The 20,170-nt window shown below is 44.5% G+C and carries 18 protein-coding genes; 14 read left to right on the forward strand and 4 right to left on the reverse strand.

Annotation, left to right across the window (positions count from 1 at the left end):
• Nucleotides 1-14: 14 nt before the first annotated feature.
• Nucleotides 15-266 carry a hypothetical protein gene (locus tag BMX02_RS02460; protein ID WP_091688730.1) on the reverse strand — a complete coding sequence of 84 codons (252 nt, stop codon included), beginning with the start codon at nucleotides 264-266 and terminating at the stop codon, nucleotides 15-17.
• A complete protein-coding gene (locus BMX02_RS02465) occupies nucleotides 266-1,636 on the reverse strand; it encodes a hypothetical protein (RefSeq protein WP_091688732.1) in 1,371 nt (456 codons plus the stop codon). The genes BMX02_RS02460 and BMX02_RS02465 overlap by 1 nt, the downstream gene beginning before the upstream one ends.
• 359 nt (nucleotides 1,637-1,995) lie before the next feature.
• Between BMX02_RS02465 and BMX02_RS02470 the strand changes: the two genes are divergently transcribed.
• From BMX02_RS02470 to BMX02_RS02485, 4 genes are all read left to right on the forward strand, one after another.
• Nucleotides 1,996-2,922 carry a helix-turn-helix transcriptional regulator gene (locus BMX02_RS02470; protein WP_091688733.1) on the forward strand — a complete coding sequence of 309 codons (927 nt, stop codon included), beginning with the start codon at nucleotides 1,996-1,998 and terminating at the stop codon, nucleotides 2,920-2,922.
• Between the two features lie 123 nt (nucleotides 2,923-3,045).
• On the forward strand, nucleotides 3,046-3,552 hold the full coding sequence (locus BMX02_RS02475) for an amino acid-binding protein (RefSeq protein WP_091688734.1): 507 nt from the start codon (nucleotides 3,046-3,048) through the stop codon (nucleotides 3,550-3,552).
• A 13-nt stretch (nucleotides 3,553-3,565) separates the two neighbouring features.
• Complete coding sequence (locus BMX02_RS02480) at nucleotides 3,566-4,561, forward strand: homoserine dehydrogenase (RefSeq protein ID WP_091688736.1); 996 nt, start codon at nucleotides 3,566-3,568, stop codon at nucleotides 4,559-4,561.
• Nucleotides 4,562-4,612: 51 nt separating this feature from the next.
• Nucleotides 4,613-6,298, forward strand: coding sequence for an ATP-dependent DNA ligase (locus tag BMX02_RS02485; RefSeq protein ID WP_091688738.1), 1,686 nt, complete (start codon nucleotides 4,613-4,615; stop codon nucleotides 6,296-6,298).
• A 66-nt stretch (nucleotides 6,299-6,364) separates the two neighbouring features.
• On the opposite strand, the gene hmgA is transcribed toward BMX02_RS02485, so the two are convergent.
• Nucleotides 6,365-7,609 (reverse strand): hydroxymethylglutaryl-CoA reductase (NADPH), encoded by a 1,245-nt coding sequence (hmgA, locus tag BMX02_RS02490; RefSeq protein ID WP_091688740.1) that lies wholly within the window; start codon nucleotides 7,607-7,609, stop codon nucleotides 6,365-6,367.
• Nucleotides 7,610-8,051: 442 nt separating this feature from the next.
• Here hmgA and BMX02_RS02495 point away from each other — a divergent pair, with 442 nt between their 5' ends.
• The 4 genes from BMX02_RS02495 (at nucleotide 8,052) to BMX02_RS02510 (ending at nucleotide 12,176) form a co-directional block, all read left to right on the forward strand.
• Nucleotides 8,052-8,618, forward strand: a complete 567-nt coding sequence (locus tag BMX02_RS02495; protein ID WP_091688742.1) for a hypothetical protein — start codon at nucleotides 8,052-8,054, stop codon at nucleotides 8,616-8,618.
• Between the two features lie 253 nt (nucleotides 8,619-8,871).
• On the forward strand, nucleotides 8,872-10,176 hold the full coding sequence (locus tag BMX02_RS02500; RefSeq protein WP_091688744.1) for a TrpB-like pyridoxal phosphate-dependent enzyme: 1,305 nt from the start codon (nucleotides 8,872-8,874) through the stop codon (nucleotides 10,174-10,176).
• 195 nt (nucleotides 10,177-10,371) lie between these two features.
• Nucleotides 10,372-11,658 carry a DUF2157 domain-containing protein gene (locus BMX02_RS02505; RefSeq protein WP_091688746.1) on the forward strand — a complete coding sequence of 429 codons (1,287 nt, stop codon included), beginning with the start codon at nucleotides 10,372-10,374 and terminating at the stop codon, nucleotides 11,656-11,658.
• Nucleotides 11,655-12,176 carry a GDYXXLXY domain-containing protein gene (locus BMX02_RS02510; RefSeq protein WP_091688748.1) on the forward strand — a complete coding sequence of 174 codons (522 nt, stop codon included), beginning with the start codon at nucleotides 11,655-11,657 and terminating at the stop codon, nucleotides 12,174-12,176. The genes BMX02_RS02505 and BMX02_RS02510 overlap by 4 nt, the downstream gene beginning before the upstream one ends.
• A 32-nt stretch (nucleotides 12,177-12,208) precedes the next feature.
• On the opposite strand, the gene nth is transcribed toward BMX02_RS02510, so the two are convergent.
• Nucleotides 12,209-12,820 carry an endonuclease III gene (gene nth, locus BMX02_RS02515; RefSeq protein ID WP_091688750.1) on the reverse strand — a complete coding sequence of 204 codons (612 nt, stop codon included), beginning with the start codon at nucleotides 12,818-12,820 and terminating at the stop codon, nucleotides 12,209-12,211.
• Nucleotides 12,821-12,936: 116 nt separating this feature from the next.
• Here nth and BMX02_RS02520 point away from each other — a divergent pair, with 116 nt between their 5' ends.
• From BMX02_RS02520 to ahbC, 6 genes are all read left to right on the forward strand, one after another.
• Nucleotides 12,937-15,156, forward strand: a complete 2,220-nt coding sequence (locus tag BMX02_RS02520) for an ATP-dependent DNA helicase (protein WP_091688752.1) — start codon at nucleotides 12,937-12,939, stop codon at nucleotides 15,154-15,156.
• 83 nt (nucleotides 15,157-15,239) lie between these two features.
• Entirely contained in the window at nucleotides 15,240-16,520 is a 1,281-nt protein-coding gene (gene hisD / locus BMX02_RS02525; RefSeq protein WP_091688754.1) for a histidinol dehydrogenase, read from the forward strand.
• Between the two features lie 104 nt (nucleotides 16,521-16,624).
• Nucleotides 16,625-17,023, forward strand: a complete 399-nt coding sequence (locus BMX02_RS02530; RefSeq protein WP_091688756.1) for a DUF1699 family protein — start codon at nucleotides 16,625-16,627, stop codon at nucleotides 17,021-17,023.
• Between the two features lie 200 nt (nucleotides 17,024-17,223).
• On the forward strand, nucleotides 17,224-17,976 hold the full coding sequence (cobA, locus tag BMX02_RS02535) for a uroporphyrinogen-III C-methyltransferase (RefSeq protein ID WP_091688758.1): 753 nt from the start codon (nucleotides 17,224-17,226) through the stop codon (nucleotides 17,974-17,976).
• A 142-nt stretch (nucleotides 17,977-18,118) separates the two neighbouring features.
• A complete protein-coding gene (locus tag BMX02_RS02540; protein ID WP_091688760.1) occupies nucleotides 18,119-18,922 on the forward strand; it encodes a uroporphyrinogen-III synthase in 804 nt (267 codons plus the stop codon).
• A gap of 42 nt (nucleotides 18,923-18,964) precedes the next feature.
• The gene (ahbC, locus tag BMX02_RS02545) at nucleotides 18,965-20,167 is read left to right on the forward strand and encodes a 12,18-didecarboxysiroheme deacetylase (RefSeq protein WP_091688762.1); all 1,203 of its coding nucleotides are present in this window, start codon (nucleotides 18,965-18,967) and stop codon (nucleotides 20,165-20,167) included.
• Nucleotides 20,168-20,170 lie beyond the last annotated feature (3 nt).

Consider the following 20,170-nt stretch of genomic DNA (forward strand, 5'->3'; position numbering starts at 1 on the left):
GAACTGCAATCAGTTCAGACCTCTTCGATGGTCAGGTTCTCGTCCTCATCAAGCTCTGAAAGTGTGGCTTCCAGTTCGTCAAGGTCACTTTCGAGATCCTCTATCTCTGAATCGGTCAGTCCGACCCCTTCCTCTGCAAGTATCTCGTCTGCAGTTGGTGCCTCAGCATCAACCTCATCGTCTGCAGCCTGATCTCCTACACAACCAGAGAAGGCAAGTCCGATGAGAAGTACGGCGATTATTCCAATGTGCTTAAAGCTGACCATTATTGCACCCCATCCGTATTGTTTCCATCAACGGTGCTGTTGTTGTCTGTATTGTTTCCATCAACGGTGCTGTTGTTGTCTGTATTGTTTCCATCAACGGTGCTGTTGTTGTCTGTATTGTTTCCGTCATCGGCGGTGTCGTCATCTGCACCGTTTTCGTCATCGTCGCTCTCTTCAGTTTGCATTTCTACATCTTCACTTGCAAACTCCATCTCGACTGCTTCGTCACCTTCACCGACCTGATATGTTCCTTCTCCTGAGAGTGAAGCACTTCCGGTTCCTTCTGCGAAGACTGTAAGATCTTCTCCACTTACCATGACGGTAAGCCTTGTTCCGTTAATGAGGGCGTCACCTGTGAAGTTATCATATACATAGGCACAGCATCCGTCTTCTGTCTCTTCATTCACGAGATCATATTCTGCTCCGGTGACATCAATTTCTGCATCCCCTGCAAGGTGCTTGATCACAAGCATTGCATCTGTTGCATTGATGGTGACGTTAAGCTGACCGGAAAGAACGATGGTGCCGTCACCCTTTGCATTGAGGGCACCCTCGCCTGTCATGCTTACATACCCATCTCTGGACTCCTTCATATCACCCAAGATCTCTTTAAGAACCTCGTTGGCGTCTTTGGTTTTATCGATTGCATCCTCAAGGTTTCCTTCTTCCAGTAGTGCCTTAGCTTCAGCTATCAGAGTGTTGTATTCATCGAGAAGTTCCTGGAGTTCAGCAGCTTCCTCTCCATCTTCCATTTGGTCGACTTCTTCTTGTAGACGTTCGGAAACATCATCGGATTTCTCAAGGTAATTTTCAAGTCCATCGTTCACTTTCTCTCTTGTGCTTTTTCTAATGTCCTTTATTGCATCTTTCCAGAGCTTCCTAATATCCTTCATCGCATCTGAGAGGTCCTTTCTTGTTTCAGCTTCCTCAACATCTGTTCTGATATCTTCGAGTTCTGCGATGTACGCATTAATTGTAGCGTTTACTTCTGGCGTGTACTCAGCTTCATCTTTGATATTCTCAAGACGAAGTACCATGTAGTCGATAGTGCCATTGAGGTAATCTTTAGATTCGTTGACCATTTGATCAGTTGTAAGTTGACCTCTTGCCTGATTTCTCTTTATCATCTGGAACTCAGATGTCATCTTGTTGTAGTCGTTCTTGGCATCCTGAATATTTGTCCTGTCCTGTGTCCTTATTCTGTCCTGATCCTGTAGGCCTACCGTCTCACCGGTAGCATTCTTTTTCATCTGCCCGGGTGCATTCTCAAATCCATTTCCATTATCTGCAAGTGCTGTCATAGGAAGTAAGCTGACTACCATCAGCACAGCAGCAATAATTGCAAAACCTTTCATCGTTCCTCTCTTCATTCTGGATTCCTCCATTATTATCAAATTAACTTACAAACCAATATTTGGTATCTTTAAATATAAGTTTACTTTATATATTATCTTTCAGATAATCACCACTTATAATTTGCAGGCACATTCAAGCATTATATTTGTAATAAAACGTGATGATGGTTTATTTACTAAAACTAAGCTTAAATAAGCTTTTTATTGTGAATTAATACTTTAAAGTCGGTTTTTCTACCGATTTTACTGTTGTTCCCATATCCGGTCCCCGGCGATATGCGCTCTGTATTGCGACCTTTAATGAAAATGATCTGAAAATAGGTTCGAGAACAACAATAAACTATATTAGTTGAGTCCGATATTGTTGGACTGTGATGATCAGAACCTTATTTGTTTTCAGCGTATGTATTTTAGCATGCCTCTTTTCAGCAGTTCCGGTAAGTGCCGAAGGAACAGCTACCATTCATGGTGCCATCTATGAGTGGGATACTTTCCAGCTGATGGAGAATGTGATCATTGAAGTGAACACCACGCCGCCACAGTCCATAGTGGCGAAATATGGTGTGTATTCCATGAACCTGGCACCGGGTGAATACATGATAACAGCAAGTTATTATGAGAACAACACGCTCACAGCTTCTACGCAGGAGACTATAACCATCAACGATGATGGCGATTATATTATAGACCTGATCCTTCTTCCTTCATATGATAGTGATCTTACCGAAGACTCTGATCTTTTGAACATTACCACTTCATTGGAAGCTGATTCAGAAGCAATTGAAAATGGAGCAGATGATAGTACACTATACTATGTTGCAGGTCTTATTATTCTTTTAATGGCCGGAACCGGTCTTTACCTGTTCTCAAAGAAGAACGGAAAGAATGAGGCGGATGAAGGGGGGCAAATTCCTCCTGTGGCTGATGATGTGGCAAAACTGGCAGATATGGAAACTAAAGTTGAACCCCCAGTAGTTGTATCAGATGAAACTGATGAAACAGAAGAATCGGAAGGTGCAGAAGGATCGAAACCGGAAGTTTCTGAAGTTTCCGATATGCCTGAAGCACCTAAAGTTTCTGAAGTGGAGGGGAAGGTCCCATTGCCTTCGGACCTGCAGGAAGTTCTTGATATTATACGTTCGAGTGGTGGTCGGATCACCCAGAAGGACCTGCGTGCAAAACTGAGCTATTCTGAAGCAAAGGTAAGCCTGATCGTTTCAGACCTTGAGAACCGGGGACTTGTGGAGAAGTTCAAGAAGGGAAGAGGTAATATTATTATAATTCCTGATGATCATAGGTGATAACGGACATAAGTTCCTTTGATCATTATCAGAATGTTTCCCTGAACACTTCTTTCTACGATTCTAAAGCTAGGGTCCTTTCTTATCAATACATTTATATGAGAAATAACTAAGAGGGAACACATGAGAGTTTCAATGGATATCGAACTAAAAGATGCTCCCGGACAGTTGCTTCTGGCTCTGAATCCGATCTCCGAGCTAAAAGGTAACCTGAAGTCCATCGTACACCACCATGAAGAACGAACACCAAGAAGTACTATTCCTGTTCAGCTTGTGTTCGAGGTGGAACCTGAGAACCTCGATCTTATTATTTCACGTCTTGAAGAGAACGGTATCGGTGTTGCCAGGGTAGATGAAAAGCGCTTTATGGAACATGGTGCGGTAATCCTGATAGGTCACATTGTACATACTGACATACAGGACACGATCGATACTATTGACAAGACCGGCTTTGCAGAAGTTGTGGATATTTGCCTTTCAATGCCTCACATCGATAAGCGCTCATCTGCTTCTCTGAAGATAGATGCTGTTGGCAGGAAAGAGCTTCATGAGGCAATGGCTGTCTTAAAGGAAGTAGCAGAAAAGAAAGACCTTCTGGTCATAGAGCCGATAGAGGCTGAAGTTGCATAAAGGTGATATTTCAATGAGAAAAGTACGCGCATCCATTATTGGATTTGGTTCAGTGGGACGGGGTGTTGCAGAGGTCATACTGCAAAAGGATGATGAACTGAAGTCTCTTGGTATCGATCTTGATGTGGTGGCAATAGCCGATTCAAGGGGAGCCGAGATCAACACCGAAGGTATTGATCTTAATGCTTCTCTTGCAAGGAAAAGCGAAACCGGTACTGTGGCCATTGAAGACCTCACCGGTGAATACGTCATCAGGAACGTCGATCATGATCTTGTCATCGAGACGACACCTACTGATATTGAGACCGGTGGTACCGGACTGGTCAATATGCTTGCAGCTTTTGAGAATGGCAGAGATGTCGTAACCTCTAACAAAGGCCCTCTTACACTAAAATATCAGGAGCTTATGAAGGCTGCCAGTGAAGCAGACTGCAAGTTCATGTTCGAGGCTACCGTAGGCGGTGCAATGCCTATCATCAATCTTGTAAAAGGCACACTTGCCGGTAACGAGATCATGAGCATTGAAGGAATCCTTAATGGTACCTGCAATTACATACTGACACGTATGATGGAGGAAAAAGCATCATATGAGCAGATGCTTGCTGAATCCAAGGAATTGGGTATTGCTGAGACCGATCCTACCTACGACGTAGAGGGCATTGATGCCGCCTGCAAGCTGGTAATTCTTTCAAATTCCATCTTCGGGCAGAATGCCACTTTCCAGGATGTCGAGGTCACTGGTATTACCAAGATCACACCTGAATCACTTGCTCTTGCGTATGACGAGGGCTACGTGATCAAGCTCATTGGAGAGGTCAGGAAGGATCGCCTCCGGGTGTCGCCACGTCTTGTACCGGCTTCCCATCCACTGGCAGTTGGTGGGACACTTAATGTTGCATCAGTACGCACCGATCTTGCAGGCACTGTCACGGTTGCCGGAAGGGGTGCAGGTTCAATTGAAACTGCAAGTGCGATACTGGGTGACGTCATATCCATTTACAGGGAATAAGATCTCTCTTTCCATGCCGCTATTGGAGAATATTTACAGGAAGTTATCTGCATGACCGATTTCAAAGAATTCGCTGACGTATGTAAAAAAATAGAACATACTGCAGGCTCACTGGATATGACGGACATCGTCTCTGAGATGTTACATTCAGTTTCCAGTGAAGAACTTCCGGTTGTTGTCCATTTTGTTATGGGCGATGTTTTCCCTGCATGGAGCACCGAACAGCTTGGAGTTGGTCCGAGTCTTCTTTACACAGCTCTTTCCAGATCGTCAGGTCTCTCGCAGAAAGAGATAGAGAACCTCGTGCGAAATACAGGTGATATCGGAGAGACCGCTATTGCAGCATTGAAAAAGGAAACCAGGAACCAGGCAACATTCTCTTCCTTTATGGATGATACTCCATCGCTTTCCATTATGGAAGTGTTTGAGAGGTTCAACAACATCTCCAGGACGACAGGCAAAGGTTCACAGACAACCAAGATAAAGAACCTGCAGTATCTTTTTAATTCAGCAACGCCGGAGGAAGCCCGCTATCTTGCGAGGCTGGCAATAGAAGATCTTCGAATTGGGGTAGGTGAAGGTATCGTAAGGGATGCCATTTCCAAAGCATTCGAGGTGCCTGTGGGGGATATTGAACGTAGCTTTATGCTAACGAATGATCTCGGCCTTGTGGCAATTGCTGCAAAAGAAGGTGGCTTGGAGGCAGTTTCAAAGCTTGGTATGGAACTGAACCGCCCGATTAAGATGATGCTGGCACAGGTCACGCCAAGTATTGAAACTGCTATTAATGATCTTGGTGTTGTGGCTGTCGAGTGGAAGTTCGATGGTGCCAGGGTGCAGATACACAAGGATGGGGATAACATCAATATCTTCTCAAGACGCCTTGAGAACGTAACAGGTTCCCTTCCCGATATCGTTGAAGCCGTGAAAGAAAACGTAAAGGCAGATTCTGCAATTATTGAGGGTGAGGCCGTTGCTGTTGATGAGCATGGTAACCCGCGTGCATTCCAGGATATACTCAAGCGTTTCAGGAGGAAGTATGATGTTGAAACTACCGTGCGAGAGATACCACTTATATTGAATCTTTTTGATATTCTCTATCTTAATGGTGAAGTTTTGATAGACACACCACTTACTGACAGGAGAACCGTTTTGGTTGATTGTGTGGAGAACACCTCTCGCATCAAAGTTGATATTCAGGTACTTACCGATGATCCAGAAAAGGTGAACGAGATATACTCTGAAGCACTGGCCGCAGGTCATGAAGGTGTCATGCTCAAGAATCCGAATGCATCATATTCACCCGGCAAAAGGGGTAAGAACTGGTTGAAGAAGAAACCTCTCATGGAAACCCTCGACCTTGTGGTCATTGGTGCAGAATGGGGTTATGGAAGGCGTGCAAACCTTATTGGTTCCTATGCACTGGCATGTTTTGATCCGGATGCAGGTACTTTCCTTCCAATAGGAAAGGTAGCTACCGGTTTTTCAGATGAACAACTTGCAGAACTTACAGAGCTTCTGTCCGATCAGATCGTTGTTGAATCCGGAAGAGAGATCGAGCTAAAACCCGAGGTAGTGTTCGAGGTCGCCTTCGAGGAGATCCAGAAAAGCACGAATTATAAATCCGGATATGCACTCAGGTTCCCAAGACTTGTGAATGTCAGGGAAGATAAATCCCCTGAAGAAGCCGAGACCCTTGAGCGTATCGAGAGTATCTACCTTGCTCAAAGGACTTGATCTTAATTTAACTAAATTTAATCAAATCAATTTATTTCTTAATTAAAAAATTAAAATTAATAAAGATCAACGGCCGAGCTCTGCATGAGCTCTTGCCAGATGTCCGGCAGCCTGTGCTCCTATCAGTGATATCTCACCTGCAAGGACTGCTGCTGCTACTATTTCTGCCAGTTTCTTTGAGTTCTCACCCGGAACCTTGCCGGCACCTGCAACTCCCAGCAGGTTCAGACAATCTCTCTGGGTGCCGATACTTGTTCCCCCTCCCACTGTACCCACCTGCACTGATGGCATGGTAACTGCACAATAGAGGTCTCCATATTCATTCACTTCCATTGTTGTGATGGCGGTACTGCCTTCCACAACGTGAGCTGCATCCTGTCCGCATGCAATGTATAGTGCTGCCACGATGTTGGCCGCATGTGCATTGAACCCAAGTGCTCCTGCTCTTGCAGAACCAAGGAGGTTCTTCCTGTAGTTTACCTCTTCCATCATCTCTGGAGTGGTCTTCAGTTTCTTCTTGACAAGTTCTTTTGGAATTGTTACATCCGCTGCAACTGTCTTTCCTCTGCCAAGTATATTATTGATGGCTGCAGGTTTCTTGTCAGTGCACATGTTCCCTGAAAGGGATATGGGATAAGCTCCGAACTCATCGGAGATGAGGTTGAGTATTGCATCGGTGGCAATGGTGACCATGTTCATTCCCATTGCATCCTTTGTGTCATAGGCGAACCTTAAGAAAACGGTGTTTCCTGTAACGTATGGTTCAACGCTGAGAAGTTCGCCGAAGCGTGTTGTTCCACTGGCCTTTTCCTTCATCTGTTCAAAGGTCTCAGGCCTTCTTACCCAGTCAACGAATTTTCTTGAGTGTGCAACATTATCCATTTTGAAAACAGGTGCACGTGTCATCTGGTCCTGGAAGATCCTGACATTGGCACCACCGGATGCTGTAATGGCAGAGCATCCGCGGTTGGTACTTGCAACAAGGGCTCCTTCGGTCGTGGCAAGTGGAAGCATGAATTCATCGTTAGCATATTCGCCGTTCACTTTGATGGCGCCTGCAATTCCAAGAGGGATCTGTATAGCACCTATCATATTTTCGATATTGCGCTTTGTAACTGATTCGGCATCAATTGTATAGTTCTGAATATGTTCGAATTGGACACCTTCCATCTTCTCGATCGCACATTTCCTCAACCTGATCGCAGTGTCTTTATCCGTGTATGCATCGATCTTCCTTAGAGGGATCTCTCCTGATACGACCTTCTCAATCAATTCCTCTTCGTTAAATGTGGGTTCGGTGTTTGATGCCATGATATTCCCCTGTTGTATGATGTTAGATGGTTAATGTCAGATGATCTCAGAATGAATAACTTTTCCGTGGTCCGATAAAAATATGTTCAACTTATTCCTGTTATTGGTCGCTGATTATAGTATTTGATGATATTTATAGGTTCATATTCGATAAATCAGTATCAAGCAACTTATTTATCAATTTTCTATTTTTTTGTAGATTGGTTGAAAAGCTTCCAGTAGCCATTATGATGATGATTACTATTAACTTGAGTGCAGATAAGTTTAAATATGAAACTGCTAATGTTTTTAAGGAAGCCATATCTCTGGTATGGGTTCACAAGAGAGGGATGAAACAGACCGTTCATCGGCGGTTTGGTTGGTGTCATTCAAGGTTTAATTGCACTTGTCTGTGAGATCTTTATAGAGGATTCTGGACATGTGGTTACATAGGTGGTATTGAATGATTAATTCGAACAGTCTTATAGGGGATCATGTTGCCAGGTTAGACTCCGGCTCTAAAGAGGAGTTCAATAAATGGCGCAAGGAATGGATCGTTGAAAATGCGAAGTCTAGGCAGTTAGAAGTCTATCAGGAGATGACTGACCACAATAATACCAATGGTTTTTGGGCCTGGTATCTTGAAAAGCATAATGATCTGACCCGTAGGTATAATAATCTTTATTCTGATATAACTGCAAAGGACTGCAGGGAACTGGAACTTAGTGATTCCAATGGTTCAGGTTTCAGCATCTATCCCGGATATGGCGACCTTGACAGGATCAGACAGGATTTCATCAAACATGACAACGAGGCAATCGAACGCATAACCTCAAGCCTGAGCAAGATCGGTCTGGAAAGAGAGGCTCAAAAACTTGCTTCGACGGAACCAATGGATAAAAAGACCATTCACACTCTTGACAGGTTCTTTGACTCATTGCATGAAAATGAATTCAATGATTTTCAGATAATTGATTTTTATCTGTCACTTTCTCCTGAAGAACGGATTTCTCTTGGATGTAAACCATAATATCCAACCACATATCCAACCATGAATCATGACGACAGTATCATGATGCGGTTTCAGATAGATAACTTCAGGTAAACAATTTACTTTTTCTTACTGTTTCGGCTAATGCCTCTTGTGCTATCTTTCCTGGGGTATTTTTTAGATCTCCAGCAGGCGACTTTTGGAATATCTGATCATTTTAGAACACAACATCTATATATCATAATTTAATCTACGTCATAGTACTTATTTGTGCATTATATGAGGAATATCTATGGAACAGACTAAGATCCTACTTGATGAGAACGAGATGCCAAAAAAATGGTATAATATCCTTCCGGATATGCCCACCCCGTTGGCTCCTCCACTTAATCCTGCAAATAATGAGCCACTGGCACCAGAGGACCTTGCTCCTCTTTTCCCGATGGAGCTCATCAAACAGGAAATGAGCAGTGAGAGATATATTGATATCCCTGATGAGGTTCTCGAGATCTACAAGCTCTGGAGACCTGCTCCTCTGTTCCGTGCACACAGGCTTGAAAAAATGCTTGACACTCCTGCAAAGATCTACTACAAATATGAAGGGGTCAGTCCTGCAGGCAGTCACAAACCAAATACTTCTGTGGCACAGGCTTACTATAATATGAAAGAAGGCACAGAGAGGATAACCACCGAGACCGGAGCTGGTCAGTGGGGCAGTGCACTTTCACTTAGCTGTAATTATTTTGATATCGAATGTAAGGTCTATATGGTACGTTCAAGCTTCGAGCAGAAACCATACCGTAAATCCCTTATCAATCTCTGGGGTGCAAAGGTCGTACCTTCACCAAGCCCTGATACAGAGTTCGGACGTCACATGCTTGAGAAATATCCGGACACATCAGGCAGTCTTGGTATCGCTATCGGAGAGGCTGTAGAGGATGCTGTGAAGCACGATAATACCAAATATGCTCTTGGCAGTGTGCTCAACCACGTCATGTTACATCAGACAGTTATAGGCCTTGAAGCCCAGAAGCAGCTCGATAAGGTAGAGGAATATCCTGATATCGTTATCGGTTGCTGTGGTGGCGGAAGTAACCTTGCAGGCATCAGCCTTCCATACATGAAGGATAAGATCGAAGGAACCCATGATCCACGTATCATCGCTGTCGAGCCTTCTGCCTGTCCGACCCTTTGTGACGGCAAGTTCCAGTATGACTATGGTGACATGGCAAAACTGACCCCACTCCTTAAGATGTATTCACTCGGATATGATTTCATGCCACCTGCCATCCATGCAGGCGGTCTGAGATACCACGGCTGCTCACCGATAATCAGCCAGTTGACCGCAGATAAACTTATGGAAGCTACCACCTATCATCAGGTAGAGGTATTCGAAGCAGGCGTTATGTTCGCCCGCAGTGAAGGTATTCCACCTGCACCAGAGTCCACCCACGCTATCAAATGCGCTATCGATGAGGCTCTCAAGTGCAAGCAGACCGGAGAAGAGAAGACCATTCTGTTCTGCCTTAGCGGACACGGTCACTTCGATATGTACTCTTACGACAAGTATTTCAGTGGTGAACTAAGCAACGAATGATCCGGGAAAGCGGCTTAACAGCCGTGTTCCTTTACTTTCTTTTTTATTTTACTCGATCCTGCTTTTTTTATTTACTTTATGTTTCTCATATCGGTTTATAATTGCCAAAATTCTTGATTTTGATTGATTTTCTTTATCCACCACAACATCATAACAAAAACATTAAGTATTCATAAATTCTTCAATAGTATTGCAATGGGGGAAAATGAGCATAAAGCCTGGCTTCAAGAAGAGGTCGATGACTGGAGTCGGGAAGGGATCGTTGACGATCATCAGGTAAAGCTGATCCTATCAAGATATGGGCTGGCTGAGACACCTTCCGGAATTGAAAAGGTAAGTCCGAAGAAGGATACTTCACAGCTTGTCACAGTGGTTTCAATATTGGGTGCCTTCCTGATCGGTATCGGGGCAATACTATTTGTTGCATCGAACTGGCAAAGGATTCCTAATATTGCAAAAATGGTGCTTCTACTTGGCACAACGTATGGGACCTACTTTGTTGGCTGGGAATTAAAATTTAACAGGAGAACACACCCTGTAATGGGTGAAGCATTGCTTTTCCTTGCTTCGTTGTTCGTTGGTGCAACAATATTCCTGACTGCCCAGATATTCAACGTGAACGCAAATGCTCATTGGCTTCTACTGGTGTGGTTCCTGGCTATACTTCCTTTCGGTTACGCTTTCAGGTCTTCAAGCATCCTGTCATTGAATATAATCACATTTGCTCTCTGGACAATGTTCTACATATCGCAGAGCAGATACTTGATACATAGCAGTTTCGAAATATTCATGCTCTACCTGCTGTTTGGTATCAATCTCTATGGTCTTGGGCAACTACATCTGAAATTTGAAAAATATGCCCATTTCAGGCTTGTTCATCAGGGCTTTGGTCTGTTCTTCATCCTTATCTCATACTTCTACTTCAGTTTAGAAACACCCTACAGGGAGAGCTTAACCCGATTTATCCCAATAAGCTGGCAGGTCCAGTTATTCTTCCTGTTGTTCACGGTAACGTCAGTTCTCTTTTTGGTATCGAACTTTTCAATGTACAGAAAGGTCAAAAATACAAAATACGAACTTATCGTACTTTTACTGGCATTTTCAGGCTGGGTAGGCGCATGGTTGCTAACCTTTTTCATAGATTCATTTACAACATCGGTAACAGAGTATGGCTATACCTACACGCGAATTGATCCACAAATAGCTACAATATTATTCATATTGTTCAACCTGACATTCTTTGTACTATCCATTGGCAGCATCCTGATCGGATACTATAAATCTACAGTACCGTTTGTTAATATAGGGATGCTCTTTTTTGTGTTGGGTGTGCTACATCTGTACTTTACGACACTTTACGAGCTTTTGCCAAGGTCCCTTGCTTTCATTGCCGGAGGTCTGATCTTGATTACACTTGGCTGGTATCTGGAAAACAAGAGGCGTTCGATCATAAACGAGATCAAGGAAGGTGTTGGCATATGAATTCGAAAAGATTTCTTTTGCTTATGGTCTATTCACTGATCATCATTACATTGATATTCCTGCCAAAAATGGTCACATTAAGTCTGGGCAAGGATATTTTACTAAAGACCGAACCTGTGGACCCGAGAGATGTATTCCGGGGGGACTATGTTACCCTGAGGTATGAAATTTCAACAATAGATATGGGTATAACTCCTTATGATCACGATTTTCTGACTGGTGAGCCAGTATATGCCACCCTCTCTGAAAAAGAAAAATACTGGACGATAGATTCTGTAAGCCATATAAAACCTGATGTTAGTAATGAGGAGGTCTGCATGAAAGGAGCGGTCACAGGTAGCTATGATGATACGCTGAACGTTAGATGGGGTATTGAAAGCTACTTTGTACCTGAAGGAGAGGGTATTCCAATACAGATGCAGATGGAAAACACATCAGTAATAGTTTCAGTTGGTCCGGGTTGTTCTCCTGTGCTAAAACAGCTTTTGATAGACGGTGAACCTGTTACATTTGAATAATTGTTGTTCGTACTGAAGCAAATTCATTATCTTCAGATCAACTTCGGACAAATGTCATTCATTATGCATTTTTCACATTTCGGTGATACTGGTCGACATATGCTTTTACCGAATAGTACCATCAACCCGTTGATATCTTTCCACATTCCCTTCTCGGTCACTTTTTCAAGTTCGATCTCCGTTTCTTCAGGAGTAGCGGTCTTAACAAGTCCCATCCTGTTGGAGATGCGATGTACATGAGTATCCACAGCAATGGCATCCTTGTCAAAAGCATAGGTCAGTACGCAATTGGCAGTTTTCCTGCCAACTCCCGGGAGCTTTACAAGCTCGTTGATATCATCAGGGACGATACCGTCGTATTCATCAAGAAGCATATGGGATATTTCGATCAAGCGCTGTGACTTGACCCTATAGAATCCAACATCCCTTATTAGTTCCTGTATCTCATCCACATCCGCATTTGCCATTTTTTGGGGAGTGTCGAAAACAGAAAAGAGCTTCTGGGTTGTCGGGATCGTTACTTCATCGCGGGTACGCTGGGACAATACTGTGGAAATAAGAAGATAATAAGGGTCCCGGTTGATCTGGAAATAGCCTTTCGGGTACAACTTCTTAAGGCGGGACATGATCTCTTCGACATACATCAAATAGTGTAAAATCCCGGATTATTTAACCTTTTGTAGTAGATATTCACTCACAAGTCTTAAGAAATTACTTATACGATACTGGAGCAATCGCTGTAAAGTGATGTGTAATTCCCATGCTGATAAGAGAGCTTGACATTCCCGATGATATAATCCGTTTCTATGAGGATTCCGGTATAAAGGAGTTGTATCCTCCACAGGCTGAAGCTGTCGATAAGGGCCTACTTGAAAGAAAGAACCTTCTTGCTGCGATACCCACAGCTTCAGGAAAGACACTTCTGGCAGAGCTTGCAATGCTGAAGGCTATTCGTAATGGTGGAAAAGCGCTTTATATAGTTCCGCTTCGGGCGCTCGCTTCTGAGAAGTTCGACCGGTTCAGGGAGCTTGCACCTTTTGGTATCAAGGTTGGCATATCGACGGGTGATTTTGATTCTAGGGATGAATGGCTTGGTGCGAATGATATTATTGTGGCAACATCGGAAAAGACCGATTCCCTGCTTCGCAATGGTACTTCCTGGATGGAAGAGGTCAACACAATTGTTGTGGATGAGGTTCACCTGCTGGATTCAAAGAACAGGGGTCCGACCCTTGAGGTTACGATGACCAAACTTATGCGTCTGAACCCGGAGTCCCAGATCATCGCGCTGTCAGCGACAGTAGGCAATGCCCGTGAGATGGCAGACTGGCTTGATGCAGAACTTGTCCTGAGCGAATGGAGGCCCACTGATCTGCATGAGGGTATTTTCTTTGGCGAGGCGATCAATTTCTTGGGAAACCAGAAGAAGATAGAACGCCGGGATAAGGACAATGCCACAAACCTTGTGCTTGATACCCTCATTGAAGGCGGACAATGCCTTGTTTTTGAGAGCAGTCGCCGCAATTGTGCGGGATTTGCAAAAAGTGCATCGAACAAGGTCGTGAAATTACTTGACCGTGATGTTCGCGGGAAACTTGTGCAGATGGCAGATGGGGTGGAATCCACTGGTGAGACTGACACCGCTAAGGTGCTTGCAAATTGCATAAGGAAAGGCGTGGCTTTCCATCACGCAGGACTTAACTCATCTCACAGGAAGATCGTGGAAGACGGTTTCAGACAGAACCTTATCAAGGTAATCTCCAGCACCCCGACGCTGGCAGCCGGTCTGAACCTTCCTGCAAGGAGGGTCATCATCAGGAACTATCGCAGGTTCGATTCAAATTTCGGGATGCAGCCGATCCCTGTGCTTGAATATAAGCAGATGGCAGGAAGGGCAGGGCGTCCTCATCTCGATCCTTACGGGGAATCTGTGCTGCTTGCTAAGGAGTATGCGGAATTTGAACAGTTGCTGGAAAACTATGTGGAAGCTGATCCAGAGGATATCTGGTCGAAACTTGGTACTGAAAATGCCCTGAGGACGCACGTTCTGTCGACGATCGTGAACGGATTTGCATCTGATCGGGCAGAGTTGATGGAATTTATGGGTGCGACGTTCTTTGCGTTCCAGCAGGATACCTGGAGCCTTGAGGATGTTATCGACGATTGCATCGGATTTTTGGCTGACAATGCTATGATCGTAAAAGATGAAACTCCGGAATCAATTTCTTTAAGCTCGACCCAGCTAGGGAAGCTTGTCTCTATGTTGTATATCGATCCGATGTCAGGGGCAAAGATCGTGGACGGGCTGAAAAAGGCAATTAATATTACTGATCTTACGCTTCTTCATTTGATCTGCAGTACACCTGATATGAGGCAATTGTACATGCGTAGCAGTGATTATATAATGATAAATGATTTTGTGATGTCGCATAGTGATGATTTCATCGAGATCCCAAGCCAGTTCAAGCAGACCGATTATGAGTGGTTCCTTGGAGAAGTGAAGACTGCAATGCTGCTGGACGAATGGATAAGTGAGATCCCTGCAGACGACATCACGCAGCACTTCAATGTTGGAGAAGGTGACATTCATGCTCTTGCGGACACGGCAGAGTGGCTCATGCATGCGACCACGAAACTGGCGGAACTTATCGGAGTGAAATATTCTTCCTATGCACGCGGACTTGAGAAACGGATACATTACGGTGCCAGCCCGGAGCTCATGGAGCTTGTTGGTATCCGGGGTGTTGGACGTGTTCGTGCACGTAAGCTTTACAAAGCGGGATTCGTGTCCCTTGCAGAACTTAAAAAGGCCGATTATTCAATATTATCGAAGCTTGTTGGGCCGAACGTGGCTGCAAATATCCTTTCGAACATCGGTGTTCGTGTCAAAAAACAGGTGGATAAGAGCACACCTATAAATTCAAATACTCTAGATACATTACTGGACAAAGACCAGAAAACATTCAGTGATTTCCAGTAATGTTAAAATAATTTGATGCGGACAAAGCTGCGATCTGTGATGCAGTTTCTGTCCTTTCTAAAATCAGATAACGAGATGATCACATGCTGTATAAACACCTATCCGATGTCACCGAAGAAGAGATGGATAAGCTTCTTAACCGCACAGGAGAGCTGATGGACGTTGCAGAAACCGTCTCATCGATACTCAAAGATGTGCAGGAAAAAGGTGACGATGGCCTGCGTGAGTACACGAAGAAGTTCGACAGGGCAGATATTCAGGACATAGAAGTGACATCTGAAGAGATCGAAGAGGCAATGGAACTTGTTGATGCTGAACTTCTCAGGCATCTTAAGATCGCAGCAGAGAACATCAGGAATTTCCATACAGCACAACTCCCGCAGAAGACATGGTTCATCGAACCTTCTCCCGGCATCAAGCTTGGTCAGATGGCCAATCCCCTTGCATCGGTTGGTGCTTATGTGCCTGGAGGTAGGGCTTCCTATCCTTCCACTGCACTGATGACAATAATTCCTGCAAAGGTGGCAGGAGTGAAGAGCGTTGTTATGTGCACACCACCGGGTCCGGATGGCAAGATCAACCCTCTTACACTTGTAGCAGGTAAAGTTGCAGGTGCAGATCATATCTACAAGGTTGGCGGGGTCCAGGCAATTGCAGCGATGGCATATGGGACAGAAACGGTATTGAGCGTTGACAAGATCGTAGGACCCGGAAATGTCTTTGTTACTGTTGCCAAGATGATGGTACGTGATAAAGCCGAGATCGATTTCCCGGCAGGTCCAAGTGAAGTACTTATCATTGCCGATGAATCTGCTGATGCTGGTATGATAGCATCCGATATTCTTGCACAGGCAGAGCATGATCCAAAGTCTGTTTCAGTGCTTGTGACAACATCTTCTGAGCTTGCAGAGCAGACGAACGATGAGGTCAAAAAGCAGGCAGATGCAGCTGTCCGGAAAGAGATCGTGGATTCATCTCTTGAGAATGCTGCTATTATTGTGACCGATACCATGGATGAGTGTATAGAGATCTCCAATGGTTTTGCACCTGAGCACCTTGAGATCATGGTCAACGATGAGGATTCAGTTCTTGAAAGGATCGAGAATGCAGGTTCCATCTTTGTCGGGAACTATGCTCCGGTAGCAGCAGGTGATTATGCATCAGGTACGAACCACGTGCTTCCGACAGCCGGCTATCCTAAGATATACTCCGGTCTGAACATCCACCACTTCCTGAAATATTCGACCATACAAAAGATAACAAAGGAAGGCTTAAGCTCGATCGGGGATACGATCATCTCCCTTGCTGAAAAAGAAGGACTTCAGGCACATGCTGATTCTGTGAAACTTCGCCTCAATGATTGATAGTTCCTAAAGAACTTTTCAGTCGTTAATTATTTAATAGGTCCCTGATTAATAATTAATTTGACAAGTTACGTTGAACTGTTTGAATATAATGGGGTGTTCCTATGAAAATTAGAGTCGTAAGCAAAAGAGATGAAATTCAAAATCTTGACACCGGCGAAAAAGTGATCCATCTTGCATTCAGGCCATCAAATGAGGATATTTTCAATCTCATAAAGAGATGCAAGAATGTAGAAGTTATCCAGATACCGACATCATACCGCCGAACTGTTTCTAAATCCATAGAAATGTTCCTGGATATGCAAAAAATAAAGCTCGTCGAAGGCGACGTGTGGGGACACAGAAAGGATATCAATGAGTACTACAGCATCTCACCTGCGATCATTGAGAAGATCAAGGATATGAAGTCTGAAGGAATTGCAGATGATGATATTGCTGCAAAGCTTTCACGTGAAGGGAAACTGAACAAGGAAATGCTTCTATATATTCTGGGCAAAAGTTGATCGTTTCATGTTACTCAATTTTCATTGGGTAACCTCTTCTTTTTTTTCGATAGTCTTTTTCTACACATTATGCTATTTTCAAGATACAATGAGCTTTTGTTCTGAGTATCTCTTTGCAATCCCGGAAGAACAGCATATCAATCTATTTATTGTATCAGGTTCTACCATCAGCAAAATAGAAATTGAGGATATCTGGTAATATGGCTCAAAAATACGGAAAAGTATATCTTGTAGGCTCAGGTCCCGGTGACCCTGAACTGATGACCGTGAAGGCTCGCAGGCTTATGGATACAGCTGATGTCATAGTGTATGACCAGCTTCCGGGAAAGCAGATCCTGGATTCCATGCCGGAGGCAGCTGAGAAAGTAGATGCCGGTAAGTATGCAGGTGATCACACACTTACGCAGAGCGAGATCAACGATGTGATCGTTGAGAAGGCAAAGGAAGGCAAGATGGTAGTCCGTCTTAAAGGCGGAGATCCGTATATGTTCGGTCGCGGTGGGGAAGAAGCTGAAGAGCTTGTCGAGGCAGGTATTGAGTTCGAAATAGTGCCCGGCATCACATCCGCACTGGCAGCTACTGCTTATGCAGGTATTCCGGTAACACACAGGGACTATGCTTCAATGGTGACCTTCATCACCGGACATGAGGACCCTACCAAGGAAGAAACAGCTCTGGACTGGGAAACACTTGCAGCTTTTGGTGGCACGATCGTTATCTTCATGGGAGTCAAGATGCTTGAACGCAACATGAACGAGCTCATGAAATTCGGAAAGGATCCAAAGACCCCTGTTGCAATGGTGGAAAGGGGAACACGTCCTGACCAGCGTGTGACCATCGGCACAGTTGAGTCCATCGCACAGATCGCGAAGGACCAGGATGTAAAAGCTCCGGCTCTTACTATTGTCGGTGATGTTGTCAAACTTCATGAGATACTGGGATGCCAGATCTGAAAGTTCGTTAATTGCCAGTTGATGGTATATTGACGATGGTATATTGACGATGGTATATTGACGATGGTATATTGACGATGGTATATTGACGATGGTATACTGATAATTGATAATTGATATCTAATAATTAAGAGATGTTCATATGGATCCAACTGATCGTAAGCCTGTAATTGCAATCATGAGACCTCAGGGATATATGGAAGGTTCCCGAAAACTTGCGGAATCCTTTGGTTTCGAGGTAGTGGCAATTCCAATGATCGAGCTTGAGGCTATGAAGGACGAGTACTTCGATACTTTCACAGAGAACGTATTCTCCGGCAGGTCCGATTATGTGATATTTACAAGTGCTAATGGCATTGATTTCACTCTGGAGAAGATCGCTGAGGAAAGGCGTGATGAATTTATCGAAGCGCTCAACAGCACCAAAGTGATCGCTATCGGACCAACCACTCGCAAGCAACTGGAAAAGCTTGGTATCGATGTAATGGGAATGCCCGGTGTCTACAGCTCTGAAGGACTGGTGGAATTCCTCTGTCCTGATGTTAAGGATAAGAACATAGATACTGCAAGGAGCGCTTACGGTTCAATACTGTTGATATCAGGACTTCGGGAATGTGGTGCGAATGTTCTTGAGACAAAGGTCTATACCCTGACCATGCCAAAAGGACCATTACAGGAGGAGCTTATTACCAGAAGCCTCAGGAAAGAGATCGATGTCTTTGCATTCACGAGTTCCATGATGGTGCGAAGTTTCTTCGACCAGGCAGGATCAATGGGTGCAGGTGAACAGATAAGGGAAGTCCTTGCCGAATCCCTAGTGGCTGCGATTGGTATTCCTACAGCCAATACATTGAAGGAATATGATGTTGAAGTGAACGTTACACCTGATGAATACACTTTCAAAGAGATACTCAGGGTTGCAAAAGCAGCACTTGAGAACAAGTAAATGAAAAATGGAATAATTGACTAATATTGCAGGAGGATCACAATGATAGGAATCTCAAAACTCTATTGCGGGACCGTTGAACCATCGGACGCCCTTCGTTACGGCCGTGATTCAAAAAGGCTTCCGTCACACCTACTGCAATTCTCAAAGGACAAGAAACCTGTTGTCGTCTGGAACATGACCAGACGCTGCAATCTTCGCTGTGTTCACTGTTATGCACATGCAAAGGACATCGAGTTCAAGGACGAACTTACCACTGAGCAGGGCAAGGAACTGATCGACGACCTTGCAGAATTCGGTTCTCCTGTGATGCTTTTCTCAGGCGGCGAACCGCTGATGCGCAAGGACCTACCTGAGCTTGCCGAGTATGCGATCTCCAAGGGAATGCGTGCGGTGATCTCCACCAACGGTACGCTTATCGACGAGGAAATAGCAAAGACACTCAAGGAGATCGGTCTTTCATATGTGGGTATTTCCATTGACGGCGTTCGCGAGACCAATGACAAGTTCCGTGGCATGAAAGGTGCCTTTGATGCTGCAATGGAAGGTCTTCGCAATTGCAGGAAAGAGGGCATCAAGGTGGGATTACGTTTTACCATTAACAAGCAGAACGTGGCTGATATTCCTGCGATATTCGATATGATCGAGGAAGAGAACATTCCTCGTATCTGTTTCTACCATCTGGTCTATGCCGGTAGGGGTACCAAGATCATCGATGAGGACCTCTCACTGGAAGACAGCCGTAAGACCGTTGACCTGATCATGGACCGCACAAAGCAGCTTCATGAGAAGGGCATGCCTGTCGAGGTCCTGACAGTGGACAATCACTGTGATGGTCCATACATTTACATGCGACTGGCAAAGGAGAACCCCGAACGTGCAGAGGAAGTTTACGAGCTCTTGCAGATGAACCGCGGTAATTCCACAGGTATCGGCTTTGGCTGCGTTTCATGGGACGGTTCGGTTCATCCTGACCAGTTCTGGAGGCATTACACTTTTGGTAATGTGAAAGATAGGAAGTTCAGTGAGATCTGGAGGGATCTTGATGATGATCTTATGGCAGGTCTTAAGGACAGGAAGCCCCGCATCAAGGAAAATGCTGACAGGTGTGCAAAGTGCAAATGGTTCGATGTCTGCAACGGCAATTTCCGTGTACGGGCCGAGGCCGTTTATGGCAATGTCTGGGCAGATGACCCTGCATGCTACCTGACAAAAGAAGAGATCGGTTATTACGACGAAGAGTGAGCT

The organism is Methanococcoides vulcani (genome assembly GCF_900111645.1).
Classification (GTDB): domain Archaea; phylum Halobacteriota; class Methanosarcinia; order Methanosarcinales; family Methanosarcinaceae; genus Methanococcoides; species Methanococcoides vulcani.

Bases quoted from the DNA above. Each gene is read 5' to 3' on its own strand.
- BMX02_RS02460 (WP_091688730.1), bottom strand. From the start codon at position 266: ATGGTCAGCTTTAAGCACATTGGAATAATCGCCGTACTTCTCATCGGA.
- BMX02_RS02465 (WP_091688732.1), bottom strand. From the start codon at position 1,636: ATGAAGAGAGGAACGATGAAAGGTTTTGCAATTATTGCTGCTGTGCTG.
- BMX02_RS02470 (WP_091688733.1), top strand. From the start codon at position 1,996: ATGATCAGAACCTTATTTGTTTTCAGCGTATGTATTTTAGCATGCCTC.
- BMX02_RS02475 (WP_091688734.1), top strand. From the start codon at position 3,046: ATGAGAGTTTCAATGGATATCGAACTAAAAGATGCTCCCGGACAGTTG.
- BMX02_RS02480 (WP_091688736.1), top strand. From the start codon at position 3,566: ATGAGAAAAGTACGCGCATCCATTATTGGATTTGGTTCAGTGGGACGG.
- BMX02_RS02485 (WP_091688738.1), top strand. From the start codon at position 4,613: ATGACCGATTTCAAAGAATTCGCTGACGTATGTAAAAAAATAGAACAT.
- hmgA (WP_091688740.1), bottom strand. From the start codon at position 7,609: ATGGCATCAAACACCGAACCCACATTTAACGAAGAGGAATTGATTGAG.
- BMX02_RS02495 (WP_091688742.1), top strand. From the start codon at position 8,052: ATGATTAATTCGAACAGTCTTATAGGGGATCATGTTGCCAGGTTAGAC.
- BMX02_RS02500 (WP_091688744.1), top strand. From the start codon at position 8,872: ATGGAACAGACTAAGATCCTACTTGATGAGAACGAGATGCCAAAAAAA.
- BMX02_RS02505 (WP_091688746.1), top strand. From the start codon at position 10,372: ATGGGGGAAAATGAGCATAAAGCCTGGCTTCAAGAAGAGGTCGATGAC.
- BMX02_RS02510 (WP_091688748.1), top strand. From the start codon at position 11,655: ATGAATTCGAAAAGATTTCTTTTGCTTATGGTCTATTCACTGATCATC.
- nth (WP_091688750.1), bottom strand. From the start codon at position 12,820: ATGTATGTCGAAGAGATCATGTCCCGCCTTAAGAAGTTGTACCCGAAA.
- BMX02_RS02520 (WP_091688752.1), top strand. From the start codon at position 12,937: ATGCTGATAAGAGAGCTTGACATTCCCGATGATATAATCCGTTTCTAT.
- hisD (WP_091688754.1), top strand. From the start codon at position 15,240: ATGCTGTATAAACACCTATCCGATGTCACCGAAGAAGAGATGGATAAG.
- BMX02_RS02530 (WP_091688756.1), top strand. From the start codon at position 16,625: ATGAAAATTAGAGTCGTAAGCAAAAGAGATGAAATTCAAAATCTTGAC.
- cobA (WP_091688758.1), top strand. From the start codon at position 17,224: ATGGCTCAAAAATACGGAAAAGTATATCTTGTAGGCTCAGGTCCCGGT.
- BMX02_RS02540 (WP_091688760.1), top strand. From the start codon at position 18,119: ATGGATCCAACTGATCGTAAGCCTGTAATTGCAATCATGAGACCTCAG.
- ahbC (WP_091688762.1), top strand. From the start codon at position 18,965: ATGATAGGAATCTCAAAACTCTATTGCGGGACCGTTGAACCATCGGAC.